Source organism: Acinetobacter sp. YH16052 (assembly GCF_013417155.1).
Classification (GTDB): Bacteria; Pseudomonadota; Gammaproteobacteria; order Pseudomonadales; family Moraxellaceae; genus Acinetobacter.
Genome location: NZ_VPEO01000008.1, coordinates 13,417 through 29,277 on the forward strand (window position 1 = coordinate 13,417; position 15,861 = coordinate 29,277).

11 protein-coding genes are annotated in these 15,861 nt (G+C 45.5%); 8 read left to right on the forward strand and 3 right to left on the reverse strand.

The features are described 5' to 3' along the window. The first annotated feature begins 406 nt into the window (after positions 1–406). From ilvD (FTV42_RS07200) to FTV42_RS07230, 7 genes are all read left to right on the forward strand, one after another. Positions 407–2,236 carry a dihydroxy-acid dehydratase gene (gene ilvD, locus FTV42_RS07200; protein WP_026055737.1) on the forward strand — a complete coding sequence of 610 codons (1,830 nt, stop codon included), beginning with the start codon at positions 407–409 and terminating at the stop codon, positions 2,234–2,236. Positions 2,237–2,433: 197 nt separating this feature from the next. After that, positions 2,434–3,741 (forward strand): RNA-guided endonuclease TnpB family protein, encoded by a 1,308-nt coding sequence (locus tag FTV42_RS07205; RefSeq protein WP_180038264.1) that lies wholly within the window; start codon positions 2,434–2,436, stop codon positions 3,739–3,741. Positions 3,742–3,867: 126 nt separating this feature from the next. Next, a complete protein-coding gene (ilvD, locus tag FTV42_RS07210; RefSeq protein WP_180038266.1) occupies positions 3,868–5,553 on the forward strand; it encodes a dihydroxy-acid dehydratase in 1,686 nt (561 codons plus the stop codon). Between the two features lie 177 nt (positions 5,554–5,730). Then, complete coding sequence (locus tag FTV42_RS07215; RefSeq protein WP_180038268.1) at positions 5,731–7,026, forward strand: RNA-guided endonuclease TnpB family protein; 1,296 nt, start codon at positions 5,731–5,733, stop codon at positions 7,024–7,026. A gap of 178 nt (positions 7,027–7,204) precedes the next feature. Continuing rightward, positions 7,205–8,527, forward strand: a complete 1,323-nt coding sequence (locus FTV42_RS07220; RefSeq protein ID WP_180038393.1) for a hypothetical protein — start codon at positions 7,205–7,207, stop codon at positions 8,525–8,527. Then, positions 8,508–8,795, forward strand: coding sequence for a chorismate mutase (locus FTV42_RS07225; RefSeq protein WP_004647685.1), 288 nt, complete (start codon positions 8,508–8,510; stop codon positions 8,793–8,795). Before FTV42_RS07220 ends, FTV42_RS07225 begins: the two co-directional genes overlap by 20 nt. Positions 8,796–9,103: 308 nt before the next feature. Further along, entirely contained in the window at positions 9,104–9,283 is a 180-nt protein-coding gene (locus tag FTV42_RS07230) for a hypothetical protein (RefSeq protein WP_004280844.1), read from the forward strand. Positions 9,284–9,549: 266 nt separating this feature from the next. Here the strand turns inward: FTV42_RS07230 and FTV42_RS07235 are convergent, their stop codons facing one another. The 3 genes from FTV42_RS07235 to FTV42_RS07245 form a co-directional block, all read right to left on the reverse strand. After that, complete coding sequence (locus tag FTV42_RS07235) at positions 9,550–10,845, reverse strand: solute carrier family 23 protein (protein WP_004728924.1); 1,296 nt, start codon at positions 10,843–10,845, stop codon at positions 9,550–9,552. A gap of 306 nt (positions 10,846–11,151) precedes the next feature. After that, positions 11,152–13,836, reverse strand: coding sequence for a phosphoenolpyruvate carboxylase (gene ppc / locus FTV42_RS07240; protein ID WP_180038270.1), 2,685 nt, complete (start codon positions 13,834–13,836; stop codon positions 11,152–11,154). A gap of 149 nt (positions 13,837–13,985) precedes the next feature. Further along, positions 13,986–14,609, reverse strand: coding sequence for a TetR/AcrR family transcriptional regulator (locus tag FTV42_RS07245; protein ID WP_180038272.1), 624 nt, complete (start codon positions 14,607–14,609; stop codon positions 13,986–13,988). A gap of 148 nt (positions 14,610–14,757) precedes the next feature. Between FTV42_RS07245 and FTV42_RS07250 the strand changes: the two genes are divergently transcribed. Beyond that, entirely contained in the window at positions 14,758–15,861 is a 1,104-nt protein-coding gene (locus tag FTV42_RS07250; protein WP_180038274.1) for an efflux RND transporter periplasmic adaptor subunit, read from the forward strand.

Here is a 15,861-nt window from a genome sequence, read left to right on the forward strand (position 1 = left end):
ATGAAATTCCAAATAAACTTAAAAGCTATTATAAGCCAAAAGCCAAATTTCAGCCTAATCGTTGCAAAAACTTATCCGAGAAGCTTGGTGAGTGCTTGAATTTCAGTGGAATTTTTATATAAAAAAAACTCATGCAAATTGTAAAAATTATTCATGAAAGTTTTGTATTGTCCTGATGATGATGGCGGTATAGTAGATTTCATTAAGAAATTTTTATCGTCAGATCATCCAAATCTCTCTATAGACATTTTTGCCTGTATCTACACCCAAAAGGCCATCTTGTAAATCAAGGGCTTGTAGTATGATAGGTTTAAAATTCAACTGATTTAAGCTCCTTGTCAGTATGATTTAGCCAGAGTGGATCTGCCCGATTCATTGCAAGCTCAAACTTTGTTGGAAATATAAAATGCCTGACTATCGTTCAAAAACATCGACACACGGAAGAAATATGGCTGGCGCACGCGGTTTATGGCGTGCCACCGGCATGAAAGATGAAGATTTCGGTAAGCCGATTATTGCGGTGGTGAACTCGTTCACCCAGTTTGTACCGGGTCATGTGCATCTTAAAGACCTGGGTCAGCTGGTGGCACGTCAAATTGAAGCGTCAGGCGGCGTGGCCAAAGAATTCAATACTATTGCGGTCGATGACGGCATCGCGATGGGTCATGATGGCATGTTGTATTCATTGCCTTCGCGTGACCTGATTGCAGACTCGGTCGAGTACATGGTCAATGCCCATTGTGCCGATGCGATGGTATGTATCTCGAACTGTGACAAGATCACCCCAGGCATGTTAATGGCCGCGATGCGTCTGAACATTCCAGTAGTATTTGTCTCTGGCGGTCCAATGGAAGCGGGCAAGGTCAAAATCCGTGGCAATGAAAAAGCCATTGATCTGGTTGATGCCATGATTGTTGCAGCAGATGACAGCTTCACTGATGAAGAAGTTGCTGAATATGAACGTTCAGCTTGCCCAACCTGTGGTTCATGTTCAGGCATGTTTACCGCAAACTCGATGAACTGTTTGACTGAAGCACTTGGTTTATCGCTTCCGGGCAATGGTTCAACGCTGGCAACCCATGCCAACCGTAAAAAATTATTCGAGCGTGCGGGTCAATTGATTGTTGAAATCACTAAACGTCATTATGAGCAAAATGACTACAGCTTATTGCCACGTTCAATCGCGACCAAAGCAGCGTTTGAAAATGCGATGACTTTAGACATTTCCATGGGTGGTTCAACCAATACGGTTCTACATTTGTTGGCAGCAGCACACGAGGCAGAAGTCGACTTTACCATGACTGACATCGATCGTTTGTCACGTAATGTGCCAGTTCTTTGTAAGGTTGCGCCGGCGAAGCAGGACGTGCATATGGAAGATGTACACCGTGCCGGTGGCATCATGTCGATCCTGGGTGAACTGGATCGCGCGGGCTTGCTGGATACTTCTGTTCCAACCGTGCATGAAAAAACTTTAAAAGATGCCTTGGATAAATGGGACATCATCCGTACCGAAGATGAAGAGGTGTATCAATTCTTCAAATCGGCACCGGGCGGTGTTCCGACCCAGACCGCATTCTCGCAAGACCGTTACTATGCGCGCTTAGATGGTGACCGTGACAATGGCGTGATCCGTAATGCAGCCAATGCCTTCTCACAAGATGGTGGTCTAGCGGTACTTTACGGCAACATCGCGCTAGAAGGCTGTATCGTAAAAACTGCGGGTGTGGATGATTCAATCCTGAAATTCAACGGGACTGCACGTGTGTTTGAAAGTCAGGATGCTGCAGTTGAAGCCATTCTTGGCGGCAAAATCACTGCGGGTGATGTCGTCGTGATTCGCTATGAAGGTCCACGTGGTGGCCCGGGTATGCAGGAAATGCTGTATCCAACCAGTTACTTAAAATCGAAAGGTTTGGGTAAAGACTGCGCACTTTTAACGGATGGCCGTTTCTCGGGTGGTTCGTCTGGTCTGTCGATTGGTCACGTGTCGCCTGAAGCGGCTGAAGGCGGTGCAATTGGTCTGGTGGAAGATGGCGACCGTATCGAAATTGATATTCCAAACCGTACCATTCACCTGGCAGTGGATGATGCAACCATGGCAGCGCGCCGTGAAGCACAAGAAGCCAAAGGCTGGCAGCCTGCTGAACAGCGTCCGCGTAAAGTGTCTAAAGCACTGAAAGCGTATGCGATGCATACTACTAGTGCGTCGAAAGGTGCGGTACGTGATATCTAATTTGTAATTTTACAGATTTAAATAGCACTCCAGATGGGGTGCTTTTTTTATACAAGAAACTATCTTAAAATGAAAGAGGACTCCACCCGACAGTCAGGGTGGAGGTGAATTTCGTAAGTTTTTTAATTTAGCTTTAATTCGTTTTTATGTTAAAATAAAAGAAATATAACATTGTATTTAAATAAGTTTTAAAAAAAATGAAAATCAACAAGGCGTATAAATTTAGGCTTGAGCCTAATGAAGAGCAAGAGGTTATTTTAAACAATCTTGTTGGTTCTGCGCGTTTTGTTTGGAATCAAATTTTAGTTGTGTCATTTGAAATGTTTGCAAAGAATGAATTTATCAATGCAACCAATTTGGTGAATAAAATCACCAGTCTTAAAAAGAATCCTGAATATGCTTTTTTAGCAAATCATTCTAATGCTGTTTCCCTACAGCAAAAAATTCGTGATCTGGCTTCGGCTTGGACAAGGTTTTTCAATGCAAAAGAACATGCAAGATTAAAAGAAAATAAGCGTAAACCACGCAAGCCCAAATTCCTCAAACTCACTGATGGTTCTGAAATCCAGTTACGCCCACTGATGCCTAGATTTAAGAAAAAATCAGATGGTTACGATTCAATTAGATTGGTGCAATTTGATAAATATTGTCGAATTGAGGGTAATCGAGTTAAGCTGCCAAATGGCATAGGATTTGTGAAATTTAGAAAATCACAAGATATTCTAGGCACAATTAAGAATGTGACAATCAGTAAGAGATCAGGTCATTGGTATATTTCATTTGGCAGTGAAAAAGAGTTATTGGAAAATCCAGTACATTCATCCAAAACCGCAGTTGGTGTTGATTTAGGTGTCAAGAAATTAGTCACAACATCTGAGGGTGAGGTATTTAACCCAAAGAACAGTTTTAAAACCAACCAAATTAAATTAGCTAAACTTCAACGTAAGTTGAGCAAAAAAGTGAAGTTTAGTGAAAATTGGAAAAAGTTGAACACCACAATTAACAAGCTACATTATCATATTGCCAATATTCGGCATGACTACCTACATAAAGTCACGACAACTCTCAGCAAAAACCACGCAATGATCGTAGTTGAGGACTTAAAAGTAGCCAATATGTCGAAGTCAGCAAGTGGCACAATCGAGAAAAAAGGAAAGAATGTCAAAGCCAAGTCGGGCTTAAACAAGGCAATCCTAGATCAAGGTTGGTCAATGCTTGTTGATATGTTGGAGTACAAACAACAATGGCGAGGTGGTTTACTCGTTAAGATTGACCCGAAATACACAAGTCAAACGTGTAGCTCCTGCGGTCATGTTGCAAAAGAAAATAGGCTTACTCAGGCACATTTTGAATGTGTTGCGTGTGGCTTTAGCGAGAATGCGGATATTAACGCTTCTCGTAATATTTTGGCGGTGGGACACACCGTTTTGTCTGTGGAGGGTGGATGCGGTAAAGGTTGCCCGATGAAGCAGAAAGCAAGCGAAATCCGTGAGGAAGTCACCTAAGAGCTGATGCTTTTAGAATCCCCCACTTGAATAAAGTGAAAGTGGTGGGAGTATGTCAAACAATGGCCTTAAAATAAATTGTCCAAGACCGACACTTAAAATCGGTCATCGCCCAGGAAGAGAATAATGAGTAAAGATAATATCCGCGAGCATTCTGCCCCTGTTTATGAAGGTATTGAAAATGCACCGGCGCGTTCCATGATGCGTGCTACCGGTTTTAAAGATGCCGATTTTGAACGGCCATTTATTGGCATCGCTTCGACCTGGGCCAATGTCACGCCTTGTAATATGCATATTGATGGTCTGGCCAGAACCGTAGAGCAGGGCGTGAGTGCGGCGGGTGGCAAGGGCATTATCTTTAATACCATTACCATTTCAGATGGCATTTCCAATGGCACCGACGGCATGAAATATTCCCTGCTGTCACGGGAAGTGATCGCAGATTCGATTGAAACCGTGGTCGGCTGTCAGGCTTATGATGGTGTGATTGCCATTGGTGGCTGTGACAAAAATATGCCCGGCTGCATCATGGGATTGGCGCGCCTCAACCGTCCGGGGCTGTTTATTTATGGCGGAACCATCAAACCGGGTGAAGGTCATACCGACATGATTTCAGTGTTTGAAGCGGTGGGTCAATATGCCAAAGGTGAAATCAACGCGATTCAGGTCAAGCATATTGAAGAGGTTTCCTTGCCAGGTCCGGGTTCGTGTGGCGGTATGTACACGGCCAACTCGATGGCCTCTGCGATTGAAGCTTTAGGCATGAGCCTGCCGGGCTCTTCGGCACAGGAAGCGGTATCGGAAGACAAGCAAATTGACTGTGCCCGGGCCGGTGAAGCGGTGATGAACCTGTTGCGACTGGATATTAAGCCGCGCGACATCATGACCAAAGCCGCCTTTGAAAACTCGATTAAAGTCTTGATTGCGCTGGGTGGTTCGACCAATGGGGTACTGCATCTTTTAGCGATGGCACATACCGCAGGGGTTGAATTGAGTCTGGATGATTTCGTGCGGATTGGCAAAGATATTCCGGTGGTGGCCGACGTGCGTCCATCAGGTAAATATCTGATGTCAGAACTGATTGCGATTGGTGGAATTCAACCACTGATGAAGCGCATGCTGGATGCCGGCATGCTGGATGGCTCATGTCTGACGGTCACAGGTAAGACGCTGGCAGAAAATCTGGCCGATGTGCAGGACTATCCGGAAGGCCAGCAGATTATTCTGCCTTTTGATGCGCCCGTGAAAAAAGACTCCCATCTGGTGATTCTAAAAGGCAATCTGTCACCGAAGGGCGCGGTCGCCAAAATTACCGGTAAGGAAGGACTGCATTTTGCCGGTCCGGCCCGGGTATTTGAAGGTGAGCAGGGTGCCATGCGCGGGATTCTGGATGGTGAAGTCCAGCCGGGTGAAGTGGTGGTGATTCGCGGCGTCGGCCCTAAAGGTGGTCCGGGCATGCCGGAAATGCTGAAACCGACTTCTGCGATTATTGGTAAAGGTCTGGGCGCTTCGGTGGCTTTAATTACCGATGGACGCTTCTCTGGCGGCAGTCATGGTTTCGTGATTGGTCATGTGACGCCAGAAGCTTATGAGGGCGGCCCGATTGGTCTGGTACAAAATGGCGACCAGATTTCAATTAATGCGGAAACCCGGGAAATGACCTGGCATGTGGATGAGCCGGAGATTGCAGCACGTCAAGCAGCCTGGATCAAACCAAAACCGAACTATACCCATGGAGCACTGGCCAAATTCGCCAAACTGACCTCAGGTGCAGAAACCGGGGCGGTCACTGACTTGAATCTTGACCTCTAATCCATTGTTAAACATTGAACATTTGTTTATCTTAATCGGGCGTAAGACCCTCACCGACAGTCAGGTGGGGGATACAAGCGAGTGGCGATAGCCATATTAAAGATAATGTTTTCTTGGTTTTATTGCTTATTTTTGCTATAATTCAAACAATACAATTCTTTTATAAACAATGATTTAATGAAGATTTCACAACACTACAAGTTTAGGCTTCTGCCTAACCAAGAACAGGAAATATTGCTTAATCAAGCAATAGGTTCTGCTCGTTTTGTGTGGAATCAAATTCTCGCTAAATCATTTGAAATGTTTGCTAAAGATGAATATATTCGTTACGAAAGCATTGAAAAAAAATTAGTACCCCTTAAAAAAACACCTGAATTTTCTTTTCTTGGTCAAACATATTCAGCTTGCTTACAGCAAAAAATACGTGATCTTGCTCAAGCATGGGGTAAGTTTTATAACAAAAAAGAACAAGCTCGTTTAAAGCAAAACAAGCGGAAACCACGTAAACCCAATTTTTTTAAATTGGCTGATGGTGGTGAGATTGAGCTTAGACCACTCATGCCAAGATTCAAGAAGAAATTAGATGGTAAGCAATCTTTTAGACTTCCATTTGCAAATTGTGAGGTTATTGGTGATCGAGTTTCTTTGCCTAAAAAAACAGGTTGGATAAGATTTAAAAAATCACAAGAAATTGTTGGTAAAATTACAAGTATTACAATTAAGAAAATTTGTGGGCTTTGGTATGTTTCATTTTGTACTAACCGTGAAATCGAACAACCAATTCATCCATCAAAATCTACAATTGGTGTTGATCTTGGCATTAAGAAATTAATTACAATATCAACAGGTCAGGTATTTGACCCAATCAATAGTTTTAAAGCCAATCAAGTAAAGTTGGCTAGGCTTCAACGCAAGTTGAGAAAGAAAACCGAATTTAGTCAAAATTGGAAAAAACTTAATTTAAGGATCAATAAATTACATCATCATATTGCCAATATTCGGCATGACTACTTGCACAAAGTCACGACAACTCTCAGCAAAAACCACGCAATGATCGTAGTTGAGGACTTAAAAGTAGCCAATATGTCGAAGTCAGCCAAAGGCTCAATCGAAGAAAAAGGAAAGAATGTTAAAGCTAAATCAGGCTTGAACAAATCAATCCTGGATCAAGGTTGGTCAATGCTTGTTAATATGTTGGTGTACAAACAGCAATGGCGAGGTGGTTTACTCGTTAAAGTTGACCCTAAATATACAAGTCAGACTTGTAGTTCATGTGGTCACGTTGCAAAAGAAAATAGGCTCACTCAGGCAAACTTTAGTTGTGTCGAGTGTGGCTTTAGCGAGAATGCAGATATTAATGCTTCTCGCAACATTTTAGCGGTGGGACACACCGTTTTGTCTGTCGAGGGAAGATGCGGTAAAGATCGCCCTGTGAAGCAGAAAGCAAGTGAAATCCGTGAGGAAGTCACCTAAGAGCTTTTGCTTTTAGAATCCCCCACTTGAGCTAGTCGAAAGTGGGGGGAGTATGTCAAGACTTGATATAAGTTTTTACACCATGCAGGGCTTTTGCTCTGCGATCTTAAAAATAGATTATTCTGTACAGATTCAATTTTTTGAACTGCACACCGTCATCTTTGTCGAGGCCGAACTCATGTCCCTGTTACGCCGTTGGTTTGATCCAATCCGATCGAGTTGGTTTTACCAGAAACCAATCCGTCAAACGGTGTTATCTATTCAAGATGGGCTGAGTATCCATTTAAGACTGGATGATGTGTACAGCTATCTGGCGGTACAGCAGCTGCCCCAGCTCGAAGAAATTTTAAGTCCGCAGCTCAAGCCGCTGAAAGTAATTATTTCCAGTTCGCATGCAGCCCCCCCAAATCAGATGTCTTTTGATGAATGGCAGCACTACACCCTAAATGATGCCAAGATTCTGTCGAAACAGCATCGTTTTAGTTTTCATGACACGCCAGAATTGCCCAGCGCTGAAGCCTTGCAACAGGCGGAACTGATTTTACGGCATACCCCGCTGCGCGGGCAGGATTTTCTGTATTTGCTGGAAGATGTGTTTCATATGTTGTGGCAAAAACAGACCGGAAAATTACGAACCCTTTATGCCATGGCCAGTCGTCATCATCAGCCACAGGACTTTCCCGAACGTATTTTTGACCAGACCCCGATTCTGGCCAGCTATTTTAATTTAGGCGGACGCCAGTATCAGGCAGTCGATGACCTGTTGCGTCTGACCCGGCGTCTGGAGCAGCAAAAACTGCTGACCGGTAATCCGATTTTTATGATCGATCACATTGAATGGCGTGAGCATCTGATCAGTGATGCTGAAGAGCTGAACGAGATCCAGTCGATGGATCCGGAACTGGACTTGTATCTCGCGCTGGAAGATCCGATTTCCTGGCTGCTCCTAGCTTACATCAAGGAAGAACTGGCGGATTATTATAATATCCAGCTGAATATCTATCCCTTGTCCTATCGTGGCCGGGATGAGTTTGACTGGAGTCTGGCCACACGTTTATCCAAACGGACTGACGTAGAATTTACCCCGTTCTGCCGACCGACCGAGCAGGCGATCGCGCCAATGGCACAGTTATTTTATAGCTGTCCCGAGGAGCAGCGGATTGAGGCGATGTACCAGATCTTGCAGGCCGTCTGGACCCGTGGTGAAGACCTGTCTTATGCACCCCATTTCAAGCATTTGCAGCAACAGTTAAATATTGTAGATCTGACCCAGGACGATATTCTGGCCAAGCTGCAGGACAATGATATGCTGTGTGAAATGAAGTCGCAGCCGAATTTTCCGGTACTGGAACTGCGCATAGATGATCAAAGTTATACATTTAATAGCTTATATCGGGTCTGGATGATTGAAAGTATTTTCAGTAATGTGTTAGAAGAAAAGTATAAGAGTAATAATCAAACTGAAAGTGAACTGAAAAAACATGGAAAAGATCAAAGCTGAATCACTAGAACATGCACGTCAACAGATCGATGCCATTGATACAGCTTTAGTTGAGCTGATCGCTGCGCGTCAATTTTATGTTGATCAAACCACCCGTTTCAAAAAAACTGAAACCGATTTGCAGTCACCAGAACGTATGGAACAGATTGTAGAAAATGTTAGGGCATTGGCGCAAAAGCAGGGCCTCGATCAGGAGTTTATTGAACATCTATACCGTGAAATGTTCCAATACTTTATTCAACGTGAACTGAAAGAGTTTCGTCCTTAAACAGGCTCATTTCAGTTCAACTACGCCGGACGATCTTCAAGCTATGCAGGAGATCTTGCTGTAGCCATGGCGATTTTTAAGCATAACATCGCCTTTTTGCAAAAATAATTTATCCATAAAAAGCCCATTCAGCCAATTGCCTAAAGCCTTGCCTGGACAGGCTTTGCACGGTTTTATAGAAATTATGGTAAAAAAAAGAAATTGATTTTATTAAATATTTTTACAATGTAAGTTTGATTTAATTTAAAAAGTATATATATTGTATATACATCTTTTGCAAAGCAGTCTTTATTTTGGAGAGATAAGCAATGAGCGAGCAAATCAAAAAAATAAAGACAGGCAAGAAAGATGGACAACTTTTAATTCGTATTCAGAGTACGGAGCGTGATGAATTTATTCGTCTCTGCGAAGAACTGGATACTAGTGCTGCTCGTGAATTAAGAAAATTTATTCGTGGTTTTGTGAAACAACACAAGCCTAACGAATAGCCTTACTAGGGAGTAATACCATGGCTAAGCAAGTTAAATCTTTAAAGCAAGAAATCAAAGCACGTTTGAAAAAGATTTCAAAACATAAAGGCAAATTGAAGCAACTGAAGCAAGCGCTTAAAAAACAGAAATAAGCCAACGCGAATCAATTGCCAGTCACTTAAAACAGTTCATTCTAGACAGACTGTTTTAGGCTACAAAAAAGACCGAACATATATGTTCGGTCTTTTTGCTTGCAACAGGCTGTGCCCAGGCATCGCTGAATTTTATTTTTTATCGACCAGACTGAAGAACCAGTTTAAGAACAGGGCTGCAAACGTTGCCGTACCAATACCACCCAGATTGAAGCTACCAAAAGTCAGGGCAAAATCACCCGTACCTAAAATAATGGTCACCGCAGCCACCATCAGGTTCTTGTTCTGCGAAAAATCGACCTTGTTCTCAATCCAGATTTTGGCACCAGCAATAGTAATCAAACCAAAGACTATAATCGAAGCACCGGTCAGAATCGCTGTCGGAATCGTATGAATAATCGCACCAAACTTAGGCGATAAACCCAGGAACACAGCAAAGACACCCGCGACGGCAAAGATGATAGTCGAGTAGACCCGTGTTACGGCCATCACGCCAATGTTTTCACCATAGGTGGTCATACCCGGCGCACCCACACCACCCGCTAAAGTCGTGGCAATACCATCTGCAACAAAGGCTTTACCAATATGCGGATCCAGGTTTTCACCGGTCATCGCACCTACGGCTTTAATATGGCCCAGATTTTCAGCCACCAGAATCAAGGCAATCGGCGCAATGATCAGCATGGCATTCAATTCAAAGGTCGGTGCATGGAAGGTCGGTAAACCGAACCAGGCTGCTTGCTGAATGGGAAGGAAGTTGATTGCAGTGCCATAACCCATGACATTGCTGAGCATGAAATAGATCAGATAGGCCAGTAACAGACCGACCAATAATAGCAGGCGTTGCAGCAGGCCTTTGGTAAAGACGGCAATCGAGCCCATGCACATCACGGTAACGAGAGACATCCACATATTAAAGGTGTTGCCCATGACGCTTTTAACCGTGACTGGAGCAAGGTTCAGGCCAATGATCATCACCACGGCACCGGTCACTACCGGTGGCATCAGCTTTTCGATCCAGCGGGTGCCCGTCGCCATGACCAGAAAGCCCATCAGCGCATAGAAGATGCCACATGCGATAATCCCGCCTGCTGCAACGCCAATATTCGGATTCAGTCCGCCACCACCCGCATAACCAGTTGCTGCGATGACCACACCAATAAAGGCAAAGCTTGAACCTAGATAACTTGGAACCCGGCCACCGGTGATTAAAAAGAACAGGATGGTACAGATCCCTGACATTAAAATTGCCAGGTTTGGATCAAAGCCCATTAAAAAAGGTGCCAGTACGGTTGCGCCAAACATGGCAAAGGCATGCTGTACACCCAAAACTACCGTTTGTGCGGGTGGCAAATACTCTGCGGTACCTACTGGTCGTGCATCGATACTGCCCTCATACGGGCGCCATTTGGGAAACCAACTGGACATAAAATGAGCACTCAAAAGATAAATTGTGCACATCATACTCCGGTTTTTTGGAAGTTTTAATCACTCCTTTCAACTTTTTGTTCAAGTTAATTCATTGACTTTTATTTATTTTTTATCAATTGGTAAATATTTTTAATATAAAAGTAGCGTTAAATCAGTGAATTAATCATATAGCTATGCTTAAAATTCACTCATAAAGATTTGTTATTTTAGTTATAAAAAATACGATGCAGTGAGTGGTTTTGGCCAATTCATGTACAAAAAAAGCACATCACCAAGATGTGCTTTGAATGCGAGGGCGAAAAATCAGCCGGTATTACGTAAACCGGCTGCAATGCCGGCAATGCTGACCATTAAGGCATGATCGACCGGGGTATTTTCAGCCTGCTGCTGTTCCAGATATAAACGGCGACGTTTCATCAGTTCAGCTTGCAGTAAGTGCAGTGGTAACAAATAGGGTTTACGTACTTTCATCGACTGATCCAGTACACCGTTACTGCTCAGGAGTTTCGATTCGCCTTTTAAGCTCAACAGGGTTTGTACAGCATCCTGCAAACGCTGACGCAGTTCTGTTCCCAGAACTTTAAGATCTTCATCCTGAGTCAAATGCGATTCATAATATAGCGCCACATTGGCATCGGCTTTGGACAGTACCATTTCCAGCATATCAATCAGGGTCTGAAAATACGGCCACTCTGCCAGCATCTCATCCAGTACCGTGCGTTGTCCCTGATCCAGTACCGCATTTAATGCAGCACCGGTACCGAGCCAGGCCGGTAACATCAGGCGAATCTGGGTCCAGGCAAAGACCCAGGGAATCGCTCGCAGTGATTCAATCCCACCACTGACTTTACGTTTCGCCGGCCGTGAACCCAGTGGCAGCATTTGCAGTTCAAGTTCTGGCGTGACGGTACGCAGGTATTTCACAAAATGCGGATTTTCCCGGACGGTCTGGCGATAGACCTGCACCGATAGCTCGGTCATTTGATGCATCAAGTCGCGCCATTCCTGTTTGGGTTCAGGTGGCGGGAGTAAGGTCGCTTCCAGTGTTGCAGCGGTATAAATTTCCAGATTCTGCAGGGCGATTTCTTCCAGACCGAATTTGAAACGGATCATTTCGCCCTGTTCAGTCACCCGGATCGCACCTGAAATCGACCCTGGCGGTTGAGAGAAGAGTGCCTGCTGGGTTGGCGCACCGCCACGGCTAATTGAACCGCCACGACCATGGAACAGGGTCAATTGCACGCCATGTTGCTGGGCGATCGCCGTCAATTCTTCTTGGGCACGATACTGTGCCCAGTTGGCCGACATAAAACCGGCATCCTTGGCAGAATCCGAATAACCAATCATCACTTCATGCTTGCCCTGAATATGCTGTTTGTACCAGTGCATATTGAACAGGGTCGACATGGTTGCGGCTGCACAATCTAGATCTTTCAGGGTTTCAAAGAGAGGGACAACCCGTAGCGCCTGCTTGATGCCGGCTTCTTTCTGTAGCAATAAAACCGCCAGCACATCACTTGGATATTCCGCCATCGAGATGATATAAGCACCCAGAGATTCGCTCGGTTGCTCGGCTAGCGTACGCATGGTGGCAAACACTTCCTGTACATCCGGATGTTCAATCAGGCTGCCTGCTGGCTCATTCAGATGTTTTGGCAGCAACGGACGTTTGCTTTGCAGCTCTTGCAGTAAAAAGTTTTGCCGTGCCTGTTCAGTCCAGGTTTCAAAATTCCCCAGTCCTAAATATTCGGTAATCGCAGAAATCGCCTGACGGTGACGGCCGGATTCCTGACGGATATCCAGTTTTAGTAGTTCGATCCCAAAACTGTTGACCCGGTAAATAAAGTCCAGCAGGCTGCCATTGGCAATTTCGGCCAGATTGCAGTCCATTAGCGAGCGGTAGCATGTCAGGAGCGGTTGTAAAAGTTCGTCTTTACTTTTAATCACCAGACTGTCATCGGCATCATTGCCTTTTAATTTTTCTGCCAGCCAGTGCCGCGTCGCTTTCAGGCGGGTACGGGTGTCACGTAAATATTCACGATAGGGTTCAGGATGGGGCTGGCCCAAAGCTTCAGAAATTTCCGGACTGCATTGCTGAATGGACAGTTCCCAGCGCAGGTTTTCAATATCGCGTACATAGAGATCGGCTGCTTTCCAGCGCGACAGCCACAGTACTTCCTGAGTGACGGTGTGGGTGACATTGGGGTTGCCATCGCGGTCACCACCCATCCATGAGGCAAAACGTACTGGTGCGACATCTAAGGGCAGGTTCTGGCCGCATTGCGCCTGAACCATGCCATTTAGTTCGCGGATAAATTTCGGGACCGCATTCCACAGGGTCTGTTCAATGGTGGTAAAACCCCATTTGGCTTCATCGATCGGAGTCGGGCGATGCTGACGGATTTCATCGGTTTGCCAAGCGGAGCTAATCAGCTGTTTCAGATCGGCCAGAACGGCCTGACGTTCACGTGGCGTCAGTTTCTGCTGGTCGAATTTGGACAGGGCATTATTGATGCCATCATATTTTTGAATCAGGGTACGGCGGCTGACTTCTGTGGGATGCGCAGTCAGGACCAGTTCAATTTTCAGTTCACAGATTTGCTGATACAGCGTATCTGCAGAAATTTCCTGCTGTTTAAATTTTTCAAATAAAGGCACCAGAGGATTGGGCGATTCTGCAGTGTCATCAAACTCGCTCTGACGGCGACGACGTACCACATGATATTGTTCGGCAATATTGGCAAAGTTTAAAAAGTGGGTAAAAGCACGGGTCAGTGGCAGGATTTCTGCATCTTCCAGACTCAAAAACAGTTGTTCCAGTTGTTTTTCTGCTTCGACCTGTCCATCGCGAGCGCCTTTGGACAGGGCACGGATCTGCTCGATCTGATTAAACAAATCCTGCCCGGCATGTAATTTTAAGGTTTCCCCAAGCAAATTACCCAGTAAGCGTACGTCTTCGCGTAGTGGTGCATCAATCTGTTGAATCATTTTTTATTCCCTCACATGCATGCTTTGACTATACCGCGACTGCATGACAATCCAAGTCCCCTAGAGACAAAAGTTGCAGAGCATTGGCTACTTTTTTAGCAACTTTTAGGCCACATATGGTTATCGGTGCTCGATCCTGAGAGAAGGCTTTAGTCAGGCAGGGCATATTTCAGCATAAACAGTTCAATGGCCTCGCTAATAATCTGTTGCTGTTCTGCGCTTGAAGGGGGAGGGCTGAGACCCAACAGGATTTTCTGATGACGGGTTCCGGTCAGCAGGGACACGATCAGCTCGGTCTGTTTTTCTGGAAGATCGACCCGAATAAAGCTGTACTGTTGGGCCAGAGCAAAGAAATCATTCCAGACTGCATCCAGTTTGTTATGCGAGGCCTGATAAAACTGTTCTGCCAGAGGACTTTGCTGCGAGGCCAGTTCCATCAGTAGCAGGTCCAGCTTGATCGCTTCTGGTAAATGAATAATATTTAAAGCGCGCTGACAGGCCTGATAAAACTCCTGCGCAAAGTCACTGCTCGGCTGCAAGAGTTGAGGATGTTCATGCAGAATGGCTTCACAGGTATCCTCAATCGCACAGCTAAACAGGGTCGCCTTATCCTGAAAATGGTTATACACCGTCAGCTTGGTTACACCTGCCTCACGTGCAATCTGGTTCATGCTGGAGGCATGATAGCCATGCGCTAAAAACAGCGCTTTGGCCACGCTGAGTATGCGCTGACGCTTTTCCAGATCCTTGGGTCGTCCTACAGGTATTTGCACAATTTCTTCCAAAAAAAGTCAACACGGTCATTGCTTTGATGATTCAGTTGTAATTAGTGTACCGGGTGGTATATTAATTAAAAAACAAGCAATTCAATATTTCAGCATAGTTTGCCCTAAAAAAGATGATCAGATAAGAGCGAATAAGATGAGCAGGATTTACAGCGTATTGGCTGGCATGGTGGTGCTTTGCAGCGTGACCTTAACCGGGTGCAGCAAAGATACTGCTGCAGCACAACAGGAAGTTCCCTTTGTCATGGTGGCCACACCCACCACTTCACAGCATGAATTAAAAAGTTATGCCGGTGATGTGCAGGCGCGCCAGCAAACGGCGCTGGCCTTTCGGGTCGCTGGACAGGTGACCCAGCGCTTCGCCGATGTGGGTGACCAGGTCAAAGTCGGGCAAGTCCTGGCAACTCTGGATGTCAAAGATGCCCAGCTGCAGCTGAATGCAGCACGTGCCCAGCTGGAAAGCGCGCAGTCTGCCACTAAGATTGCTCAGGATGAATTACAACGTTTCAAGCAGTTATTGCCATCCAATGCCGTGAGCCGCTCACAATATGACGCGATCGAAAACCAGTACAAGACCGCCCTGTCAAATCTGAAGCAGGCACAATCCAATTATGATACCGCTAAAAACCAGACTGCTTATAATCAGCTGATTGCCACCAGAAACGGCGTAATCACTGCACGCAATATTGAAACAGGTCAGGTGGTCGCTGCCGGGCAGGCTGCGTATGAACTGGCGATTGCCGGTGAGCGTGAAGTAGTGATTGGCGTACCGGAACAGGCTATTTCGGAGATCAAGGTTGGACAGGCAGCTACAGTGACATTATGGTCCAAACCTGAAGAAAAATTTGCCGCTTTTGTTCGCGAGATTTCACCGGCAGCGGACCAGTCGCGTACCTTCCGGGTTAAAGTTTCCTTACGTGAAGGCAATGGCCAGATCCAGTTAGGACAAAGTGCCCGGGTATTTTTTCAGCATAGCCGCGACAATATGCTTAGTGTGCCGCTATCCAGTGTCTCGGCAACGGATCAGCAGGCTTATGTCATGGTGGTCCAGCCGGATCATACCTTACGTAAAGTCCCGGTCCAGCTCGGTGCCTATGGCCGGGACAGTGTTCCTGTACTCAGTGGCCTCAAGCCGGAAGACTATGTGGTGATTGGCGGCGTACATCTGCTGCGTAACCAGCAAAAAATCAATCCGATTGATCGTGAAAACCGTCGTGTGACCATTCAGGCAGGGAGTTAA

Coding starts and splice junctions, on each gene's coding strand:
- ilvD (WP_026055737.1), top strand. CDS start 407: ATGCCTGACTATCGTTCAAAAACATCGACACACGGAAGAAATATGGCT.
- FTV42_RS07205 (WP_180038264.1), top strand. CDS start 2,434: ATGAAAATCAACAAGGCGTATAAATTTAGGCTTGAGCCTAATGAAGAG.
- ilvD (WP_180038266.1), top strand. CDS start 3,868: ATGAGTAAAGATAATATCCGCGAGCATTCTGCCCCTGTTTATGAAGGT.
- FTV42_RS07215 (WP_180038268.1), top strand. CDS start 5,731: ATGAAGATTTCACAACACTACAAGTTTAGGCTTCTGCCTAACCAAGAA.
- FTV42_RS07220 (WP_180038393.1), top strand. CDS start 7,205: ATGTCCCTGTTACGCCGTTGGTTTGATCCAATCCGATCGAGTTGGTTT.
- FTV42_RS07225 (WP_004647685.1), top strand. CDS start 8,508: ATGGAAAAGATCAAAGCTGAATCACTAGAACATGCACGTCAACAGATC.
- FTV42_RS07230 (WP_004280844.1), top strand. CDS start 9,104: ATGAGCGAGCAAATCAAAAAAATAAAGACAGGCAAGAAAGATGGACAA.
- FTV42_RS07235 (WP_004728924.1), bottom strand. CDS start 10,845: ATGTCCAGTTGGTTTCCCAAATGGCGCCCGTATGAGGGCAGTATCGAT.
- ppc (WP_180038270.1), bottom strand. CDS start 13,836: ATGATTCAACAGATTGATGCACCACTACGCGAAGACGTACGCTTACTG.
- FTV42_RS07250 (WP_180038274.1), top strand. CDS start 14,758: ATGAGCAGGATTTACAGCGTATTGGCTGGCATGGTGGTGCTTTGCAGC.